Annotated in this window: 14 protein-coding genes and 3 pseudogenes; 10 read left to right on the top strand and 7 right to left on the bottom strand. The window is 67.2% G+C overall.

Features of this window, described 5'->3' with window-relative positions:
- Together ACWDEW_RS32815 and ACWDEW_RS32810 are read right to left on the bottom strand one after the other, a co-directional pair.
- The coding region (locus ACWDEW_RS32815) for a hypothetical protein (protein ID WP_450517563.1) at positions 1-424 on the bottom strand (424 nt) is incomplete at its 3' end.
- Positions 425-449: 25 nt separating this feature from the next.
- Positions 450-1058: a replication-relaxation family protein gene (locus ACWDEW_RS32810; RefSeq protein WP_450517561.1), complete on the bottom strand. Its 609-nt coding sequence runs from the start codon at positions 1056-1058 to the stop codon at positions 450-452.
- A gap of 25 nt (positions 1059-1083) precedes the next feature.
- Between ACWDEW_RS32810 and ACWDEW_RS32805 the strand changes: the two are divergent.
- Positions 1084-1769 (top strand): annotated as a pseudogene (locus tag ACWDEW_RS32805) (IS5 family transposase); the annotation flags it as partial.
- Between the two features lie 701 nt (positions 1770-2470).
- Positions 2471-2587 (top strand): annotated as a pseudogene (locus ACWDEW_RS32800) (IS5/IS1182 family transposase); the annotation flags it as partial.
- 8 nt (positions 2588-2595) lie between these two features.
- On the opposite strand, the gene ACWDEW_RS32795 reads toward ACWDEW_RS32800, so the two are convergent.
- Both ACWDEW_RS32795 and ACWDEW_RS32790 read right to left on the bottom strand, forming a co-directional pair.
- Positions 2596-3054: a nuclear transport factor 2 family protein gene (locus ACWDEW_RS32795; RefSeq protein ID WP_097227248.1), complete on the bottom strand. Its 459-nt coding sequence runs from the start codon at positions 3052-3054 to the stop codon at positions 2596-2598.
- A 58-nt stretch (positions 3055-3112) separates the two neighbouring features.
- Positions 3113-3451 carry an SDR family NAD(P)-dependent oxidoreductase gene (locus tag ACWDEW_RS32790; protein WP_450517575.1) on the bottom strand — a complete coding sequence of 113 codons (339 nt, stop codon included), beginning with the start codon at positions 3449-3451 and terminating at the stop codon, positions 3113-3115.
- Between the two features lie 339 nt (positions 3452-3790).
- On the opposite strand from ACWDEW_RS32790, the gene ACWDEW_RS32785 reads away from it, so the two are divergent.
- Both ACWDEW_RS32785 and ACWDEW_RS32780 read left to right on the top strand, forming a co-directional pair.
- Positions 3791-4618, top strand: a complete 828-nt coding sequence (locus tag ACWDEW_RS32785) for an alpha/beta fold hydrolase (protein ID WP_450517559.1) — start codon at positions 3791-3793, stop codon at positions 4616-4618.
- 585 nt (positions 4619-5203) lie between these two features.
- Positions 5204-5989: a ZIP family metal transporter gene (locus tag ACWDEW_RS32780; protein WP_450517573.1), complete on the top strand. Its 786-nt coding sequence runs from the start codon at positions 5204-5206 to the stop codon at positions 5987-5989.
- A 145-nt stretch (positions 5990-6134) separates the two neighbouring features.
- Here the strand turns inward: ACWDEW_RS32780 and ACWDEW_RS32775 are convergent, their stop codons facing one another.
- A complete protein-coding gene (locus ACWDEW_RS32775; RefSeq protein ID WP_450517571.1) occupies positions 6135-6710 on the bottom strand; it encodes a class I SAM-dependent methyltransferase in 576 nt (191 codons plus the stop codon).
- A 105-nt stretch (positions 6711-6815) separates the two neighbouring features.
- Here ACWDEW_RS32775 and ACWDEW_RS32770 point away from each other — a divergent pair, with 105 nt between their 5' ends.
- Positions 6816-8069 carry an IS256 family transposase gene (locus tag ACWDEW_RS32770; protein WP_450517557.1) on the top strand — a complete coding sequence of 418 codons (1254 nt, stop codon included), beginning with the start codon at positions 6816-6818 and terminating at the stop codon, positions 8067-8069.
- Between the two features lie 141 nt (positions 8070-8210).
- Here the strand turns inward: ACWDEW_RS32770 and ACWDEW_RS32765 are convergent, their stop codons facing one another.
- Positions 8211-8837, bottom strand: a complete 627-nt coding sequence (locus tag ACWDEW_RS32765; RefSeq protein WP_450517556.1) for a TetR/AcrR family transcriptional regulator — start codon at positions 8835-8837, stop codon at positions 8211-8213.
- Positions 8838-8933: 96 nt separating this feature from the next.
- Here ACWDEW_RS32765 and ACWDEW_RS32760 point away from each other — a divergent pair, with 96 nt between their 5' ends.
- The 5 genes and pseudogenes from ACWDEW_RS32760 to ACWDEW_RS32740 all read left to right on the top strand — a co-directional run bounded on the left by ACWDEW_RS32760 (position 8934) and on the right by ACWDEW_RS32740 (position 13137).
- Positions 8934-9989 (top strand): aldo/keto reductase, encoded by a 1056-nt coding sequence (locus ACWDEW_RS32760; RefSeq protein ID WP_450517554.1) that lies wholly within the window; start codon positions 8934-8936, stop codon positions 9987-9989.
- Between the two features lie 322 nt (positions 9990-10311).
- Positions 10312-10860: a hypothetical protein gene (locus ACWDEW_RS32755; RefSeq protein ID WP_450517553.1), complete on the top strand. Its 549-nt coding sequence runs from the start codon at positions 10312-10314 to the stop codon at positions 10858-10860.
- Positions 10857-11825, top strand: a complete 969-nt coding sequence (locus tag ACWDEW_RS32750; RefSeq protein WP_450517551.1) for a hypothetical protein — start codon at positions 10857-10859, stop codon at positions 11823-11825. Before ACWDEW_RS32755 ends, ACWDEW_RS32750 begins: the two co-directional genes overlap by 4 nt.
- Before the next feature lie 259 nt (positions 11826-12084).
- Positions 12085-12613: pseudogene (gene tpg / locus ACWDEW_RS32745) on the top strand (telomere-protecting terminal protein Tpg).
- Positions 12614-12888: 275 nt separating this feature from the next.
- Positions 12889-13137 (top strand): hypothetical protein, encoded by a 249-nt coding sequence (locus tag ACWDEW_RS32740; RefSeq protein WP_450517550.1) that lies wholly within the window; start codon positions 12889-12891, stop codon positions 13135-13137.
- Between the two features lie 282 nt (positions 13138-13419).
- Here the strand turns inward: ACWDEW_RS32740 and ACWDEW_RS32735 are convergent, their stop codons facing one another.
- Positions 13420-16536 (bottom strand): tetratricopeptide repeat protein, encoded by a 3117-nt coding sequence (locus tag ACWDEW_RS32735; RefSeq protein WP_450517548.1) that lies wholly within the window; start codon positions 16534-16536, stop codon positions 13420-13422.
- Positions 16537-16566 lie beyond the last annotated feature (30 nt).

Below are 16566 nucleotides of genomic sequence, written 5' to 3'. Positions count from 1 at the left end.
GCACCGCGGGGCTGAAAGACCGCACTGCGGCAGGCGCGCACGACAGGTGTCGCGCCTGCCGTCGTCCGACTTCGAAGGGACGACGAGGAGTAATTGTCAAGACCTGTGGATGGCCGTCCTTCTTCGATGCGCGCAATAGCGATGCGGTGGAACTTGTGGCGGACCGGTCGCCGTACTCGTTGCGGCGGGGCTCCTCATCCCCCTTCTCCCCGGCGTCGGACCCGTGCCTGGCGACAGCGTACGCATCCTCCTGCTTGCCTCCGGAGCCCTCGCCCTGCTCCCAGCCGCCACCACCGATCTGGCCCGCAGCAACGTCCAAGGCGCGCTGGACAAAGCTCTGTTCAGCCAAGACAAGATCTAGGAAGACGGCTTCCGACGGAGCTGAAGTTTCCAACCGCACGTTACTGACACCGGGTCCGACCACGCCGCGTTCACACCTGGTCAGCGCATTACGTCTGCCGGTGCCAGGACTCGGTCCAGTGGACTCGTTGGTCGGGGTCGTGGGCGGGGCGCCACAGGGGTGAGGAGGGGCCGTGGTGGAGCAGGTCGGCCAGCGGCGCCGCGAGGACGGGGACGTCGTACGGGAAGCGGGCCAGCAGCCCGGCCCCGGCGCGCAGGGCGCTGATCCGGTTGGTGACACCGGTGGGTCCGGTGCCGTCCAGGACGAACAGGATCCGGGGGAAGAGCGGGTAGCGGCGCCGCCACTCCTCGACTGCCGGTTCCTGGAGGGTCGGCCGGCGTCCCGGGTGCACGGGTACGTAGTGGTGGAGGCGTTCGTAGGAGGTCAGTTTGGCGGCGAGGCGTTCGGGGCCCGTGGTGGCCCGGTCGACTTCCACGAAGGCCCGCAGCATCGCCCCGTTGTCGCCGTCGGCGGGGCCGCGCCAGTAGTACAGGAGCGCGTCGGGGATGACGGCCTCGCCGCTCCCGATCGGATGGTGGACTTCGGTCATCCAGTCCAGCGGCTGGCACACGTCGCCGCGGCGGCGGGCGTCCTCGAGGAAGACGAGCGCGGTCTCGGTCACGGTCAGCGCGTGGCCCATCTTTAGAAGTCGTCTCATTTGGCGCGTTCGATAGTCTGCGGTCGTGGACATCGTGGAGCGGCTGGTGCCGGATGAGTTGTGGGAGTTGTTCGCGCGGGTGGTGCCACCGGCCCCGACACGGCCTCAAGGTGGTGACCGACGGCGGTATAGGGATCGCGAGGTGCTGGCCGCGATTGTGTTCGTGGCCACGTCAGGGTGCACGTGGAAGCAGTTACCGCCATCCTTCGGCCCGTCGGGGCCGACCGCGCACCGCCGGTTCAGCGAATGGAGCAGGGCCCGGGTCTGGGCCAAACTGCACCGCCTGATGCTGGACGAACTCGGCGCTCGCGGAGACCTGGACTGGTCGAGGTGCGCGGTCGACTCGGTGAACATGCGGGCCTTGAAAGGGGGGACCTGACAGGTCCGAATCCTGTCGACCGGGGCAAGAAAGGGTCGAAGATCCACCTGATCACCGAGCGGACCGGTCTGCCCATCTCCGTCGGTATATCGGGCGCCAACCTCCACGACAGCCAGGCCCTGCAGCCCCTGGTCCGCGGGATCCCGCCGATCCGCTCCCGCCGCGGCCCGCGCCGACGCAAGCCCGCCAAGCTGCACGCCGACAAGGGATACGACTACGACCACCTGCGTCGATGGCTGCGCAGGCGCGGCATCACCCACCGCATCGCACGCAAGGGCATCGAATCTTCCACGCGACTGGGCCGCCACCGCTGGACGATCGAGCGCACCATGTGCGCCACGAGGCGCTCTGTTTGTATCCCCGGCTCAGCCGGGAGGAACTCGGAAGGAGGTTCTTGGGCCTGATGACTTACCTGGATCCGAAAGGTGAAGGGGACAACAGCATGTCAGGAAACCAGTGACCGGGCTCAGTTGTCGGAGACGGTGTGCCGGGAGGCCCGCGCGATATGGCGAAGACTGGATTGTTTGAAGCCCAATCTCCAGCAGATGCAAGTTCTCATCCGCCGGAAGGACAGCTGAAACCGGCGCCGCACCCTGCACGGGGTTCGATCGTGCCCCCGTGCACCTCCGGGGTGCGGAGCGATGCCCAGCGAGGGCATTCAAGGAGATGAGTGGGACGCCTAACTCGCGCTAGAACGTACAGACAGGGACGAACGTGGGATCGCCTACGGGACGCGAGTCCTAGGGCGACGGAGGCCCCGTAGTAGTCGCCGGATTAACGCCCGGCCAGGGAGGACGGGAAAGCCGTCCACAGGGCGAAGGGGGCCAGGTGACTTGGACACACCAGACCCGGGAGGTATGCGAAATGCAGATCGCCGCAACGGCGCTGTGTGTCCTGCGCGAGCAGCCTGAACCGCTCACGCAGTAGTCACTGGAGAGCCGGATGACGGGAAACCGTCACGTCCGGTTCGGCGGGAGGCCGCGCGGAACAGGACCTGCCACGGCAGGCACCTCGCCGCGCGGCCGACCCAACGGCCTGGCTCGCCGGCTGCCGTCGGCTCCACCGCCGCTACGAGCGCAAGGCTGAACACTTCCTGGCCTTCACCGCTATCGCCTGCACCCTCATTTGCTACCGCCGACTCGCCAAATGAGACGACTTCTACAGGCTGGCGATGCTGTCCTGCACCGACTTACCCCAAGCCACACCTTCGGCGTGGGTGTTGGCGAAGTCCGGATCCACGTAGATGTGGACCCTCTTGATGAGTTCACCCTCGAACTCGAACACATTGCAGAACAGCCCGAAGGAGGAAACACCGTCAGGGAAATCCACGCCTGACGTCGTGGTTCCCCTTTCCACCCCCTCGACGATCACGTAGTTCCCGGACGACAACACGGTGAAGCCCTCGATCTCGTGCTTGAGCGACGCGATTCCCCGACCGAGCCCCTGAGCGAACGCTCCGATCTGCGCCTTCCCACGTGCGATGCCAAACTTCGGGTAGAACATACGAGCATCGTCCGTGAAGACGTCGATAACCGCAGGGTTGCCGGCGTCCACCATGCGGAAGTAGTTGATAGCAATCTCTTCGCGACGCTTCTGAATATCGCTGGTGGCGTTCACTTTTCCTCCTGGTACGTGGTGTGTTGTGGTGCGCTCTCGCGCTGGTTGAAGGGCGCGGTCAGACCTGCGCCATGCCTGCGTCGACGAGCCAGTCGACACCGTTGACGAAGCTGGAAGCGTCCGAGGCCACGAACGTCGCCACGGCGGCGATCTCGTCCGGGCGGCCGATCCTGCGGAGCGGCACCTGCGAGGCGAGCTGGTGGGCCGGGCCTACGGCGCCGACCAGGCCCGGGGTCTCGGTCGGGCCCGGGGTCAGCACGGTAACCCGGAACTTCCGTTCCTGCGCGCTGAGCGCCCAGCTGCGCACCAGGTTGCGTACTGCTGCCTTCGATGCGCCGTAAGTTGCCAGGCTCGTTCCGGGAGAGATCGCATTGGTCGACCCTATATTCCGCGCCATCTGCGGTGTCACACTGCGAGTAGTCGAGCAAATACACGCTGCCGCCGCGAGATCATCGTGGCCGAAGACTCGGTATCAACTGGGCTTGTGCGGACGAAAGGGAGCTCCTCCACTCGTCCCAGTTGCCGCACAACGTGCCGCCTAAATCAGGTAGTTGGCGAGCCGTCATCGGCGCTGCAACTCGCTTCCAGGTTCACTCGCCCCGACTTTACTGTTCTGGACGCGCTGAAGCGGAGCCCCGGGGCTAGGGTGAACTTCGCAGGATGTACCCAGTTCCGTCACAGCCCTAACCGGCGTGACGCGTGAGGTTACAAGCCAGCTTCGAGAGGACATCAGACCATGCCTTTCGCCGCCACCAACGACGGTACGCAGATCTTCTACAAGGACTGGGGGGCAGGACAGCCCGTAGTCTTTTCCCACGGCTGGCCGCTGACCGCGGACGCCTGGGACCCGCAGATGAAGCTCATGGCGGACAACGGCTACCGGGCCATCGCGCACGACAGGCGCGGGGGCGGGCGTTCCGGGCAGACCTGGGACGGCAACAACCTCGACACCTACGCCGATGACCTGGCCGCGGTCATCGAAGCGGAAGATTTGCAGAACGTGATCCTGGTCGGTCACTCCACCGGCGGCGGTGAAGTCACCCGATACATCGGCCGTCACGGTACGAGCCGGGTCGCCAAGCTGGTCCTCCTGGGCGCGATTCCGCCTCTCATGCTCAAGACGGAAGCGAACCCCGAGGGTCTGCCGCTCGAGGTGTTCGACGAGATCCGCGAAGGCGTGGCGACGGACCGGTCTCAGTACTACAAGGACCTGAGCGTCCCGTTCTACGGCGCCAACCGCGAAGGCTCCACCGTCTCCCAGGGCACGCTAGACGAGTTCTGGCTCTGGAGCATGACTGTCGGGATCAAGGGCGCCTACGACTGCATCAAGGCGTTCTCCGAGACGGACACCACCGAAGACCTCGAGAAGGTCGACGTGCCCACTCTGATCGTGCACGGTGACGACGATCAGATCGTTCCGATCGTCTCCGCAGGCGCCAAGTCCTCGAAGATCGTCAAGGACGTGGTTTACAAGGTCTACGAGGGCGCGCCGCACGGTCTCGCCATGGTGCCCAAGTACGCCGAGACCTTCAACAAGGACCTCCTCGAGTTCGCCCGCAGTTGAAGTCGGACCGCTGGCCCCGAAGACGCGGGCCGAGGCTCCGCTCGCTTCGGACCGCACCGTAGCCGATCCCGAGCCCCGAGCTCTGTGAGCTCGGGGCTCGTACTTTTCAGAGGCTGCTCGAAAGAACGGCCGTTCTCGCAGGTGCCCCGTCTCCGCTCGTCAGCCATCCCAACTGCAGCTTGCTGCAGCGCACACGACGAACGTCCCGGAATTGCCCAGGCCCTGTGTAGATACGCGGATTACATGGCCAGAGAGCAGAACGGTGAAGCACTGCCGGAGTGACGCCGTACGAGAGGATCGCACCGGCCGAGATCTCTTGCCGGCGGCCGCAGGTACGCACGACAAGCAATACGCGCAGGCCGCCAGGCTCCGGACTTGTGTCCGCGCCCTGGGGGAAGTCAACCTCCTCCCGGGGCAACTCGTTTGGCATCCGCCAAGAACTCGGACCGGGGCAGGTTCCCAGCCGTGCAAGTGCTTCACCATTTACCCGGTTTGGCGGCTTGAGGCTGGGCGGCGCTCAAACCGCCGTACCGGAGGCAGCTCCTTCTCCGCGCTCGGCGTCCATCTGTGTGATGGGAGACCATGATGGCAGCTCCTCTACTGATAGCAGCCGGTGCTACCGCTACCACCCTGCTCGGGGGGTGGGTCGCGCAACATGTGGGTGACCGACGACATCTCGTGCTCGGCCTCACAGCAGGATTGATGCTGGGAATTGTCGGTTTCGACCTGCTACCCGAAGCGCTGGAAACGAACGAGACGAAGACATTCGGGGTCCCTGTCCCGCTGCTCCTGTTCATAGCCGGATTCCTTGTACTGCACGTAACGGAACGCTGTGTGGCTATCCACAGGGCACATGAAGAGGAGTACGGGCCTCACTCGCACCCGTTCTCAACGCCTCACCATCATCATGGTCATGCACCCCGAGATGGGCGAGCCCAAGGGCTGGGAATTGCTGCGGCGGGCGCGCTAGTGGCGCATAGTTTTCTTGACGGATTCGCTATCGGAGCGGCGGCTCAAGCGGGCGGGACCACAGGCACCGTGGTCGCCATTGCCGTAATCTCCCACGACTTCGCCGACGGGTTCAACACGTTTACCATCACCCAGCTATACGGTAACGACCGACGGAAAGCTCTAGCACTTGTCGTGGCCGATGCCGCTGCTCCGATCGCAGGCGCGTCAGTGACTTTGGCATTCACCATCTCCGAACACATCCTGAGCATATTTCTTGGCTTCTTCGCCGGTTTCCTGCTCTACCTGGCGACGTCAGACATTTTGCCTGAGGCACATAGTCCGCATCCGACCCGGGCGACCCTCTTGTTCACCATCGCGGGAGTGGCGTTCATGTGGCTGGTCATCGGATTGGCCAGCTGATCTCAGACACTCAATCGCCATGCCCTTCCCCTGCAGTGCAGTCTTTGTTCCGATCCACGATCGCGGATCGCCCCCCCCAAATCCAGGTTCGCATGTCATGACCGGATCAGGAACAGGCGCTGAGCTTGTTCTTTATGGTCCGAGCTCAGATGTCCCGCTTCCGCGCCGTCAGCTGGAACAGCCGAGCGGTGTGCATGTAGGGCGGACGCGCAGTCGTGGCGAGTTCCAGTTGCTCAAGGTCGGCGTAGAACGTCGGGTCGTACTTTCGCGCGTCGTCGGTGATGTAGTCGCAGAAGCTGCGGATGCCGTAGTGCTTTACGTCCTGACAGCCGAGGCCTTGCAAGACAGGGATGATCTCTTCGGCCGTGTGGAGTGTCACCGCCGAGTTGAATATCTGGGTCCGGGACTGGTCTGTGCCGAGCGAGGCCAGCGCGGCGGCAGGGTCGGCCTCGCGAAGGGCGATGGTTAGGGCGGCCGAATGACGGTTGATCGCCATCATCGAGAACAGCCCGCCGGACTTCAGCGGCGCAAGGGCCGTGGCGAGGACGCCCGGCACGTCGTCCACGTACTGGAGAAGGTTGTGGCACAGGACCACATCGAAGGCTCCATCGGCGAGATCGGCGGGCAGAGCGGTCACGTCGGCGCGCACGCAGGTGATCAGTTCTGTCAGGCCAGCCGTCGAGGCTCGTTCGGTCGCAGCGGTGAGCGAGCAATGCTCAATACCTGTGGATCGGCCTGACGGAAGGAGGCGTACCTTCCCGATGGATCGATCGATAGGTCATCGAGCAAGGCCGACGTTCGCAGCATCGGTCGGGAAGGCACGCCCGTGCTTACGGTAGTCAACGAGGACGGCACGACGCCAAGCGGCAGCTCGCTGCTGGATGAGATCGTCCGTGAGGGTGCCCGGCGGATGCTGACCGCCGCGCTGGAAGCCGAAGTCAACGCCTACATAGCCGATTTGTCCCACGAGCGGGACGGTGACGGGCGTCGGCTGGTGGTCCGTAACGGCTACCACCAGCCCAGGAAGGTCACCACCGTGGCCGGAGCTGTCGAGGTCAAGGCGCCGCGCGTTAACGACAAGCGCGTCGACGAGGCGACAGGCGAGCGCAAGCGGTTCTCGTCAGCGATCCTGCCGCCATGGTGCCGCAAGTCCCCGAAGATCGCGGAGGTGCTGCCGCTGCTCTACCTGCACGGCCTGTCCACCGGCGACTTCGTGCCCGCGATGGAGCAGTTCCTGGGCAGCTCGGCGGGGTTGTCGCCGGCCACCATCACCCGGCTGACCACGCAGTGGCAGGCCGACCATCGGGCGTTCATGGACCGCGACTTGTCCGCCACGGACTACGTCTACGTGTGGGCCGACGGAGTCCACCTGCGCATACGGCTGGACGAGGCCAAGGCCGCCGTGCTCGTCTTCATCGGCGTCCGGGCCGACGGCACCAAGGAGCTCATCGCCCTGGACGACGGCTACCGCGAGTCGGCCGAGGCATGGGCAGCACTGATGCGTGACTGCGCCCGCCGGGGCATGCGCGCCCCTGTCCTGGCGGTCGGCGATGGCGCGCTCGGGTTCTGGAAGGCCCTGAGGGAGGTCTTCCCCGGCACCGCCGAGCAACGATGCTGGGTGCACAAGACCGCCAACGTCCTCGACGCGCTGCCCAAGTCCGCTCAGCCCGCAGCGAAGAAGGCGATCCAGGACATCTACAACGCTGAGGACAAGAACCTTGCCAGCGCGGCGATCCGCGTGTTCGCCAAGCTCTACGGGGCGAAGTTCCCCAAGGCCGTCGCGAAGATCACCAATGACGAAGACGTGCTGCTTGCCTTCTACGACTACCCCGCTGAGCACTGGATCCACCTGCGGACTACCAACCCGATCGAATCGACCTTCGCCACCGTCCGCCACCGGACGAAGGTCACCCGGGGCGCCGGCAGCCGCGCGGCCGGGCTGGCCATGGTGTTCAAGCTGATCGAGTCCGCCCAGGCCCGCTGGCGCGCCGTGAACGCACCCCACCTGGTCGCTCTCGTGCGCGTTGGAGCCCGCTTCGAGCGCGGAATCGTCGTCGAACGCGACGAGGTAGCAGCCTGAACAGCCCCAGCCGCTGACCCGACCGGTCCGGTTACGCCAGGGCAGTCTGGGGCGTCGGCAGCTCTGGTCCGGTGGAGTCGTGCGACATATCCGATCCAGGAAACACCTGCAGTCGGTCAGCTGGCCAGGGCGATGGCCGCGTCACCACGATGGGGCGGCGGGGCGCAGCCCGTCGAGAAGCAGGCGGAGCACCGCCTGTGCCTCCACCTCCCAGTCGGGCAGTTCGTGCGAGGTGCAGACGCCGCCCATGGCTCGGAAGACGGTGTGCGGACTGACGTCGGCACGGATCTCGCCGGCCGCGACGGCGGCGGCCATGATCGAGGCGAGTGCGTCGACCATGGCCGCCCTGGCCTGAGCGAAGACCGGTGATCCGGAGTTCATCACCGTCTCCAGCGCGAGCGCCATGCCCCGGCTGGCCGCGGAGTGCGCGACGAGTTGCTGCAGGAACGCGCGCAGCGCCTGCTGCGGAGGCAGCGTGGCCAACAGGCCAGGTACCGCCGTGCACAGCTCGTCGACCCGCTGGCGGTAGACGGCCTCGACCAGGGCCTCGCGGGTGGCAAAGCGCCGGTAGAGCGTGCCTACTCCCACACCCGCGCGGTGGGCGATCTCCTCGATCCGGATGTCCACCTCCCCGGCCTCGAACGCCTCGCGTGCGGCCGCCAGCAGAGCGTTGCGGTTGCGCAGGGCATGCGCGCGCAGCGGTCTGTCGGCTGCGGATTGCGGGTCCGGCCCGGCTGCCGGAGCGGTGGTGTCCGCGCTGGTATCCATTCAGTGCCTCCTGCCGTCGCCAGCATACCGGAATCTGATTCCGATATGCTTATCGGAATTAGATTCCACTTTTACGACCCTGACAGGGGCAGACTCATGCGCTACACCACCTTCGGCCGACGCACCGGCCTGCGCGTATCCGAACTCGCGCTCGGCACCGCCAACTTCGCCACCACCCGCGCCACCAGCCAAGACCGCGACCAGTATCGGGCGATCTTCGACGCCTTCGCCGAAGCCGGCGGCACCTTCCTCGACACCGCAGACCACTACCAGGGCGGCGAGGCGGAGCTAATGCTGGGCCAACTGCTCGCCACCGACCGGGATCACTTCGCGCTGGCCAGCAAATACACCCGTGGCAGCGCCGAACGCACCGGGATCAGCGACACCGGCAACAGCCGCAAGACGATGGTCCGTTCGCTGGAGGCGAGCCTGAAGCGGCTCGGCACCGACTACCTCGACATCTACTGGGCCCACCTGCCCGACACGATCACCCCCGTGGAGGAGATAGTCGCCGCCTTCGACGACCTGGTGCGTGCCGGGAAGATCCTGCACGGCGGGCTGTCTAACTTCCCAGGCTGGCGGGTCGCGACCGCCGCGACCATCGCCGACCTGCGCGGCCGAGCGGCGATCATCGGCATTCAGACCGAGTACAGCCTGGCCGAGCGCACCGCCGACCGCGAACTGCTCCCCATGGCCGAGGCGTTCGGCCTCGGCGCCGCGCTCTACTCCCCGCTGGCCGGCGGCCTGCTGACCGGCAAGTACCGGCACAGCGACGAGGGCCGCCTCAGCAGGTGGGGCGCCGGGGTGCGCACCGAGGACAGCGCGCAGAAGACCGCGACCCTCGACGCCGTCCTCGCCATCGCCTCCGAGACCGGAGCCACCGCGGCCCAGGTGTCGGTAGCCTGGCTGCGCGCCCACGCTGCCCGCTCCGCCACCGCTCTCGTCCCCGTCGTCGGCCCGCGCACCACCGCGCAACTCGACGAGTATCTCGGCGCCCTTGAGTTCACCCTGAACGACGAGCAGTACCGTCGGCTACGTCAGGCCAGCGACATACCCCTCGGCAGCCCGCACGAGACTGCCGCCGCGGGCCTCCCGGCGAGTCTGGGCGGCCAGGCTCACAACGTTGATCGCCCACTCGTCCCCGTAGTCTGACCCGAGACGGCTAACGCCCGTTCCGGCCGAGGACCGGGAACGGGCGTCGCCACGAAGTGACCAATCCACAGGTCTTGACAATTGCTCGTTGGGGTGGGGCCGGTCGAAAACCGTGGTGGGATCAGGCCCAGTTGCCGGGCCAGGTCCTGAACTCAGTTCAGGATGGCGAGTGTGATGCCGGGCCGGGGCACCCACTTTGTCCTGGCTGGAACGGGCCTCGAAACTACGGCTGGATACCGTCGATCAATTTCGGGCTGTGGCGTGCTGCCCGTGGGAAGGCCTTGGACGTCAGACGTCGGTCCGTGGTCAGGGGGACGGAGCAGTGAGCAAGGTACGGCATGAGATAGAGACCGAGTACCGGCAACTGCAGCAAAGGCTTCTCGCCTGTCATGGCGAGATGGCCCGGTATGAGGCAGGGGATGAGAACTTCGGTGCCGAGTACGCCCGCCTGCTCCAGGCGGCCGACGAGCTCTTGGCATTCGAAAAGACCATCCCCGCCAAGCTTGCTGAGCCCGAGCGGCAGCTGAGCGAGCGCATCGTGCGGATCTCGTGGCTCGGACAGACCGCTGTCGCGCTCGCGCTGATCGTGCTCACCTTCGCCCTGGGGCACTCGGCCTGGTGGCTGGTGGTGTTGGTACCCCACTGCATCGCCACACTGTCCCTCTCCTTCCAGAAGGTCACGCACAAGAACCACCGCTTCTACCGGCACTTGACCATCGGCCTGCACCTGGAGTGCTTGCTGGTCGCGCTCATCACCTTGAGCGTGATCTCACTGTGGTTCGTGATCCTCGCCATCATCGGGTGGCTCGTCCTCGCCGTCACCGTCAGCGAAGGACCGGGCGACACGGTCAAGAAGGGACAGTCCAGGTGAGCCTGAGCGACGACTACAGCTACAAGATCCGGAGCCTGGACAGCCGCATCGAGGACCTGGAAAACGACCTGGAGTCACTGAAGACAAGCTTCGGCTACATCGACGACCTCGAACACGAACTCCGCAGCATCCGCAGCGCAGTGAGCGACGCGGACAACAAGGCCGACGAAGTCCGCAGCAACCTCGAAGACCTGGACACCGACGCCCGCGGACACATCGCCGACACCGACCGGGCCCTGAAGAAGCTGACCGCGCGCATCCAGCTGATGGAGGCGAACCTGACGGCCGCGGACAAGATGCCCCGCGCCGACTTCGACTCGTTCCCCGCCTCGTGGCGCGCCCTTGGCGTACTCGCCGGCAAAGCCCGCGCAGCCCGCACCATGCTTCTCACACACGTTGAGCGGGACAGCAATTCCTCCTCCATCCACTCCCACCAAGAGGCCGTCGAGCAGCGCGACGAGCAGTACGCGGCCGTCCTGACTGCTGCCGAAACCCTGGCCAGCACAGCGTTCGACGCACCCCAGCACACGCAAGCCAGCCAGGCCTTCACCACGGCCCGACGCCAGGCTGACCAGTACGCTCGAACGGCAAGCCATCGTGCCCCCTACGCCTTGCACGCGCGGGCCGCGCTGGCCCGGGACCGTGAGACGCGAGTGCGCGACGCGGAGCTCCTCACCGAAGGCGTCGAGGCTCAGAAGCAGCTGCACCAGAAACTGCGCAATCGCATCTCGGACGCGATCCGGGACAGGTCTCTGCTGCCCATGTGGTTCGTGACGGTGCTCGGCCCGGTTGCGCCGACCCGCAAGACAGAGGACTGGCTGGAGGCAGCGACATCCCTGCTTGCCTACCGCATCACCTACAATATCACCGACCAAGTCCTCGCCCTGGGCGGAGAACCAGACGACGATGATCCCGGGCGTGATCAATGGCATCAGGAACTGACCGAGGCACTGCGCCACTGGTAACGCCCGGCGAGCATGCCGTCGCGGCACAGTGCCGCGACTGGCCGAGGTGGTTCTGGGTGCGATGTGTCGGTTTGGTGTCAGTGGTGGGTGGCGGTGACGGGGTGTCAGTCGGGGGTGTTTGTGCTGGTGGGTGCTGAGGTTGGGAGGGGTCGCTGACGTGGGGTGGTGTCTGTTGTGGGTGTTGCTGTCGTGGGGCGGTACACACCTTCTCGTGTCGTTGCCACGGGAACGGTGCTTCTGATCCTTTTGCGGGGAGGGTCTGGACGCCGCGGTGCAGAAGGCGTTCACCCGCCCGGTGCCCAAGAGCGCGGGTGCGGTACCTGGTCAAGCGGCTGGGGGGCGCCAAGGCGGTCGCCCAGATGCTGCGGGTCTCCCAGTGCACCGTGGAGCGGTACGTGAAGGAGCAGATCAAGAAGCCGCGCCCCGATCTCGCTGCCCGCCTGGAGCGCGAGGTGAAGGCACGGTGGCAGCCGCAGACCCGGGCCAGGGCCCGGCAGAGGGCGGCGACGACCGGCGGCATCGTCATCGACACCCGCGCCCGGCTCGGCTACACCGCGCCGATCGGGTCGACGGACCAGGACCGTATCCGACACCTGACCGTCGCCCTGCCGCCTCACTACGCCGCGCGCCTGTTCGACGCCCAGGAGCAGGGCGCCACCGAGCAGCGCCTCCAGGAACTCGCCGCTGAGGCACTCAAAGAGGTGTACTTCCAGGACGGCGGCCGCCGCGCCGGCAGCCTGGAAGAGGTGCGCTTCACGGACATCGAGCACTTCGAGTTCGACCTGTAGGCAATCCGGTGCACGTCCGTCATGCCAAAGGGACAGCCCCCCGCCCGCCCGGGCGGAGCGTGTGCCGTCGTTGGCGACGCCGCACCGTGCAGTGAAGGACGCCCGCACCTCGCGCCGTCAACCGCACTCCCTCGGTACCGCTCGCCGGGCACGCCATCTGGCAGCAGATATACCTGCCCCGCAACAACTCTCGGCATCCCGGGCCCTGTCCGCGATGTCTGACATAGCATCCCGGAGGCCGGGCACGAACCGCGCAGGTTTGACGAGGAGATCATGTGCAACGGATCGTCAGGTGGAACGCGGGATTGTCCGGCAACCGCTGGGAGTTACCCGGCGATCTCTGGAACGACCTCGACTACGGACACGTCGGCTACTTCGACCTGACTGCCGAGAATCTGGGCAAGGTCTCCCCGGAACTGCGAACAGCCCTGACGAGCAACGGCCGGGTTGGGCGGATCACCGATCACAGCTTTGTCGTTGAGGGCGCCCACCGGATCTTCACGTTTGTGGTGTCGTTCGACTGACCGCGCGGATACGGCACGGCCCGTAGGCCGTGGATCACGTGGTTCACCGACTGCGCGACGAACACGGCAGTGAGTTTGGTCCGCCGACTCTTGTTGCTAGACAGGAACACTCCGGGTTTCATTTTGGTCCCGTCCGGCAGAACCTCGACGTGGGGGCGGCCGACAGGCCCTGCAGGCCGGTGCGGGGCGTCATCGCGTTCTTCCCAGGAAGGCGAGGCCCCGGCCGGATGGGGTCGCTGCCCGGGTCGCGTGCTCCCGCAGCCCCTATGAAGGGGGGCACGGCTACGTCCCGCTGCGTCGGCCATCGCCTTTCCCGAGTGCGGCCGCCTCGGCCGCCGCCGCCCTTGCCTCGTCATGGCGTCCGAGCGCGGCTAGGTGGCGCGCCTGCTTGCGCAAAGCCTTGGCGAGGACGGAGACGTAGATACCGGGCTGGTCGGCGGCTAGACGGCGCCTGATGATGACGGCTTCAGCGACGGCCGTCACTGCCTCCTCATGGCGGCCCACAGCGGATAGCCGGGTCGAGAGGTTGCTCAGACAGGTGGCGAGGTGGGGCTCGTGGACTGCGGGCCTGACGGCGGTCAGGCGGCGCCGGATCGCCACCGCCTCGACTATCGCAGTGAGGGCCTCTTCACGGCGGTCCATCTTGCCCCGGCGGACGGCCAGGTTGTTGAGGCTGAAGGCCAGGGCGGGGAGAGTGGCGTCCGGAACGCTGTCGGCGAGCCGGCGGCGGATCTCCACGGCTTCCTCCGAGGCGGCCAACGCCTCCTCGTGGCAGTCCGCGGCCACCAGACGCGTCGACAGATTGGTGAGGTTGACGGAAAGGGCGAACCAGTGCTGCTCCGGCTGGACGGCGACCAACTCGCGGCGGATTGCGACCGCCTCGCGCATCGCGTCCAGTGCCTTCGCCGTCCATTCAAGCTCTCCCAGCCGGAGCGAGAGGTTGTTGAGGCTTTTGGCGAGATCGTTGCGGTAGAGGTCGGGCCGTTCAGCGGCCAGTCCACCACGGATCTCCACGGCTTCCCGGGTCGCGGTCAGCGACTCCTCCTGTCGTCCCAGCGCGGCCAGACGCAGGCTCAGTCCGTTGACGCTCTCCGCAAGGTGCGCCCGGTCCTCAAGCGTGGGCGGTGACCCCCGCGCGCACAGCTCGCGCCAGATAGCCACCGCCTCCCGGCTGGCGTCCAGTCCCTCCTCGTACTGGCGTAGCGCCCCGAGCCGGTACGAGGCGCGGTCCAGGGCGAGTGCGTAAGAGGCCGGCCGGTCGCGGCCGCCGTCGGCGTGGTCGCGGTGGTGCTGTACCAGCCGCAGCAGCAGCCGGGCAGCGACGCCGGCGAGGTTGTGGCTGTGCGGCGGCAGACGGTCAGCCAGGTCTTCCAGGAGGGCGCGGGGGGTGTCCGGGTCGTCGGAAATACGCCGCAGGGCCTCGACCAGCGGCTCTGGATTCTCGGTGCGGGTGACGACCTCGACGGCCGGTGCGGCGAGCAGCCCGGGGTGCGCGGCGCACAGCGCGGTCAGACCGGGACCGAGCCGGTGGCGCAGGTCGGGCTGAGAGGCCGCCCGGGCAAGGACGGTGAGTAGCCGTCCGGCCTGGGCCGGGCCGGAGCCGGGCAGCAGACTTTCCGGCAGGCGCGGATGACGGTGCACGTGGCGCCCAAGGAAGCGCTCGGCGAGCCGGTCGGGTTGGAGACCGTCCCACACGCGGGCGTCGTCCGGCGGATACAGGGCGCGGATCCAGGCGCGCACGGCGCCCCGGCGGTCGCGGGGCTGGTCGGACAGGTTCGGCACCCTCGCGAGGAGCGCGTCTGCCTCGTCCCCGTCGTCAGCCCCGTACAGGAACGCGGCGGCCAGAGCGTCGACGAGGGTGCTCATGGAGAGCTGCGGATGGAGGTGGCGCGCGGTCGCGGCGGCCTTCCAGTAGCGACGCTCGTGGACCAGCAACCGGTCCTCGACGGTGCTGGCACCGCCGAGGACCGGCGTGTCCGAGTAGCCGTGGGTGTCCGGCTCGTCGGGACCCGTTTTGGTGGCCGCGTCGAGGAGGTCCGCCAGCACAGTCATGTGCAGGGTGAGGGCGCTCGCCAGGCCGGGCCCGTCCAGCGCCGGCACGGACATGCTCGCGGCCAGCGCGGACCAGGGATGTTCCTGCCAGCCCTGCACACTCCGTAACTCGGCGGCGAATCCGTTCGCCGCCTCGCGGTAGGCCGCCTCCCGGTTGCTGGATTCGGGCTCGAGCGGCTTCAGCGCAGTCACCGACGCTCCGTCGAGTAGATCCTCGGCCTCGAAAGTGTCGCCGCGCAGGTCGTCCCACCAGTCCTCGGAGGTCCGGGCCAGCAGGATAAGTTTGATTCGGACCGCCCCGTCGTTCCTGGCCAACAGCCTTAACAGAGCAGTCAGTTGGCCAGGACGTGTCTCGGCGTAGTCGACGACCACCAGTGTGGGAACCGCGGCCGACGCGAGCACGGCCAAGTCTGCGGCTGAGGCATCGGTGCGCAGCCACAGCGTGGCCCACCGGGGCGCACCCTGTTCGAGTCCGGTGGCGAGCTGATGGGCGAGACGGGTCTTGCCTTGTCCGGCCGGACCATGCACCAGCCAGACGCCGAATCCCGGCGTGTCGCACCATGCGCGCATCTGTCTCAGCAACTCCTCCCGGCCCCGGAACGGCACCACTGCGCGCCGGGCCCGCAGCAGCACGGCAGGGGAAGCCAGGAGTTCCGTTGCAGGGCGGGTGTCGTTGGTGTCGGCCAGATGCCGCCACTCCACCGGCTCCAGCGGTTCCCCGCCGCCCGACGCCGCTCCGTACTTGGCCAAGGCCGCCCGGAAGGCCGGGTCGTGGTGGAGGACGTAGGCGGGTACGACGCCGAGGCCAGCGTGTCCGAATCCGGCGAGGTCGGCGGCGACAACCCCGGTGAGCAGGCCGCCGCTGAAGACCGCGGCCCCAGACAGGCCACCCCAGGGCGACGTGCCGTCGGCCGTCGGCACGGGGACCTCGCGCAAGGTGACAACATGCCGGTTGTCCGCCCGGCCAGTCAGGGGATTAAGGGTGCCGGTCGCTTGCCACATCTCGCGGGGACCGTTGGGACGCTGGATGGCCTCGGGCGTCCCGGCGAGCTCGCAGGGCGTACCGGGCCGGTCGGTCACCAACCGTCCCCAGCCGGGCGCGACGCCCTCCGGCGGCACCCACGCCGGATCGGTGACGGACAGCAGGGCCGCATCGTCCCGGCCGCCCGAGGTGCCGCGCCAGACCACGGTGGCCCGGCAGGCTGCCCCGTCACCCGGCCTGAACACCTCGGTCCTCGCAGCGCTCTGGACGACGTGCGCCGACGCCAGCACCAGCCGGGGCGCGATCACGTACCCCGAGCCCCGTTCACCTGAGCCCTCCACGGCCACCACTCGCTGACGGTGCATCGGCCCCCTGACGGACGCTTCGGGAAGTGG

Source organism: Streptomyces sp. NPDC001100 (assembly GCF_053598575.1).
The sequence above is the reverse complement of the archived record's forward strand: the minus strand, read 5'-3'. Positions and strand labels throughout refer to the sequence as shown.

Excerpts from the sequence above, each read along its gene's own strand:
- ACWDEW_RS32810 (WP_450517561.1), bottom strand. The coding sequence starts at position 1,058 with ATGAGACGACTTCTAAAGATGGGCCACGCGCTGACCGTGACCGAGACC.
- ACWDEW_RS32790 (WP_450517575.1), bottom strand. The coding sequence starts at position 3,451 with ATGGCGCGGAATATAGGGTCGACCAATGCGATCTCTCCCGGAACGAGC.
- ACWDEW_RS32785 (WP_450517559.1), top strand. The coding sequence starts at position 3,791 with ATGCCTTTCGCCGCCACCAACGACGGTACGCAGATCTTCTACAAGGAC.
- ACWDEW_RS32780 (WP_450517573.1), top strand. The coding sequence starts at position 5,204 with ATGGCAGCTCCTCTACTGATAGCAGCCGGTGCTACCGCTACCACCCTG.
- ACWDEW_RS32765 (WP_450517556.1), bottom strand. The coding sequence starts at position 8,837 with ATGGATACCAGCGCGGACACCACCGCTCCGGCAGCCGGGCCGGACCCG.
- ACWDEW_RS32760 (WP_450517554.1), top strand. The coding sequence starts at position 8,934 with ATGCGCTACACCACCTTCGGCCGACGCACCGGCCTGCGCGTATCCGAA.
- ACWDEW_RS32735 (WP_450517548.1), bottom strand. The coding sequence starts at position 16,536 with ATGCACCGTCAGCGAGTGGTGGCCGTGGAGGGCTCAGGTGAACGGGGC.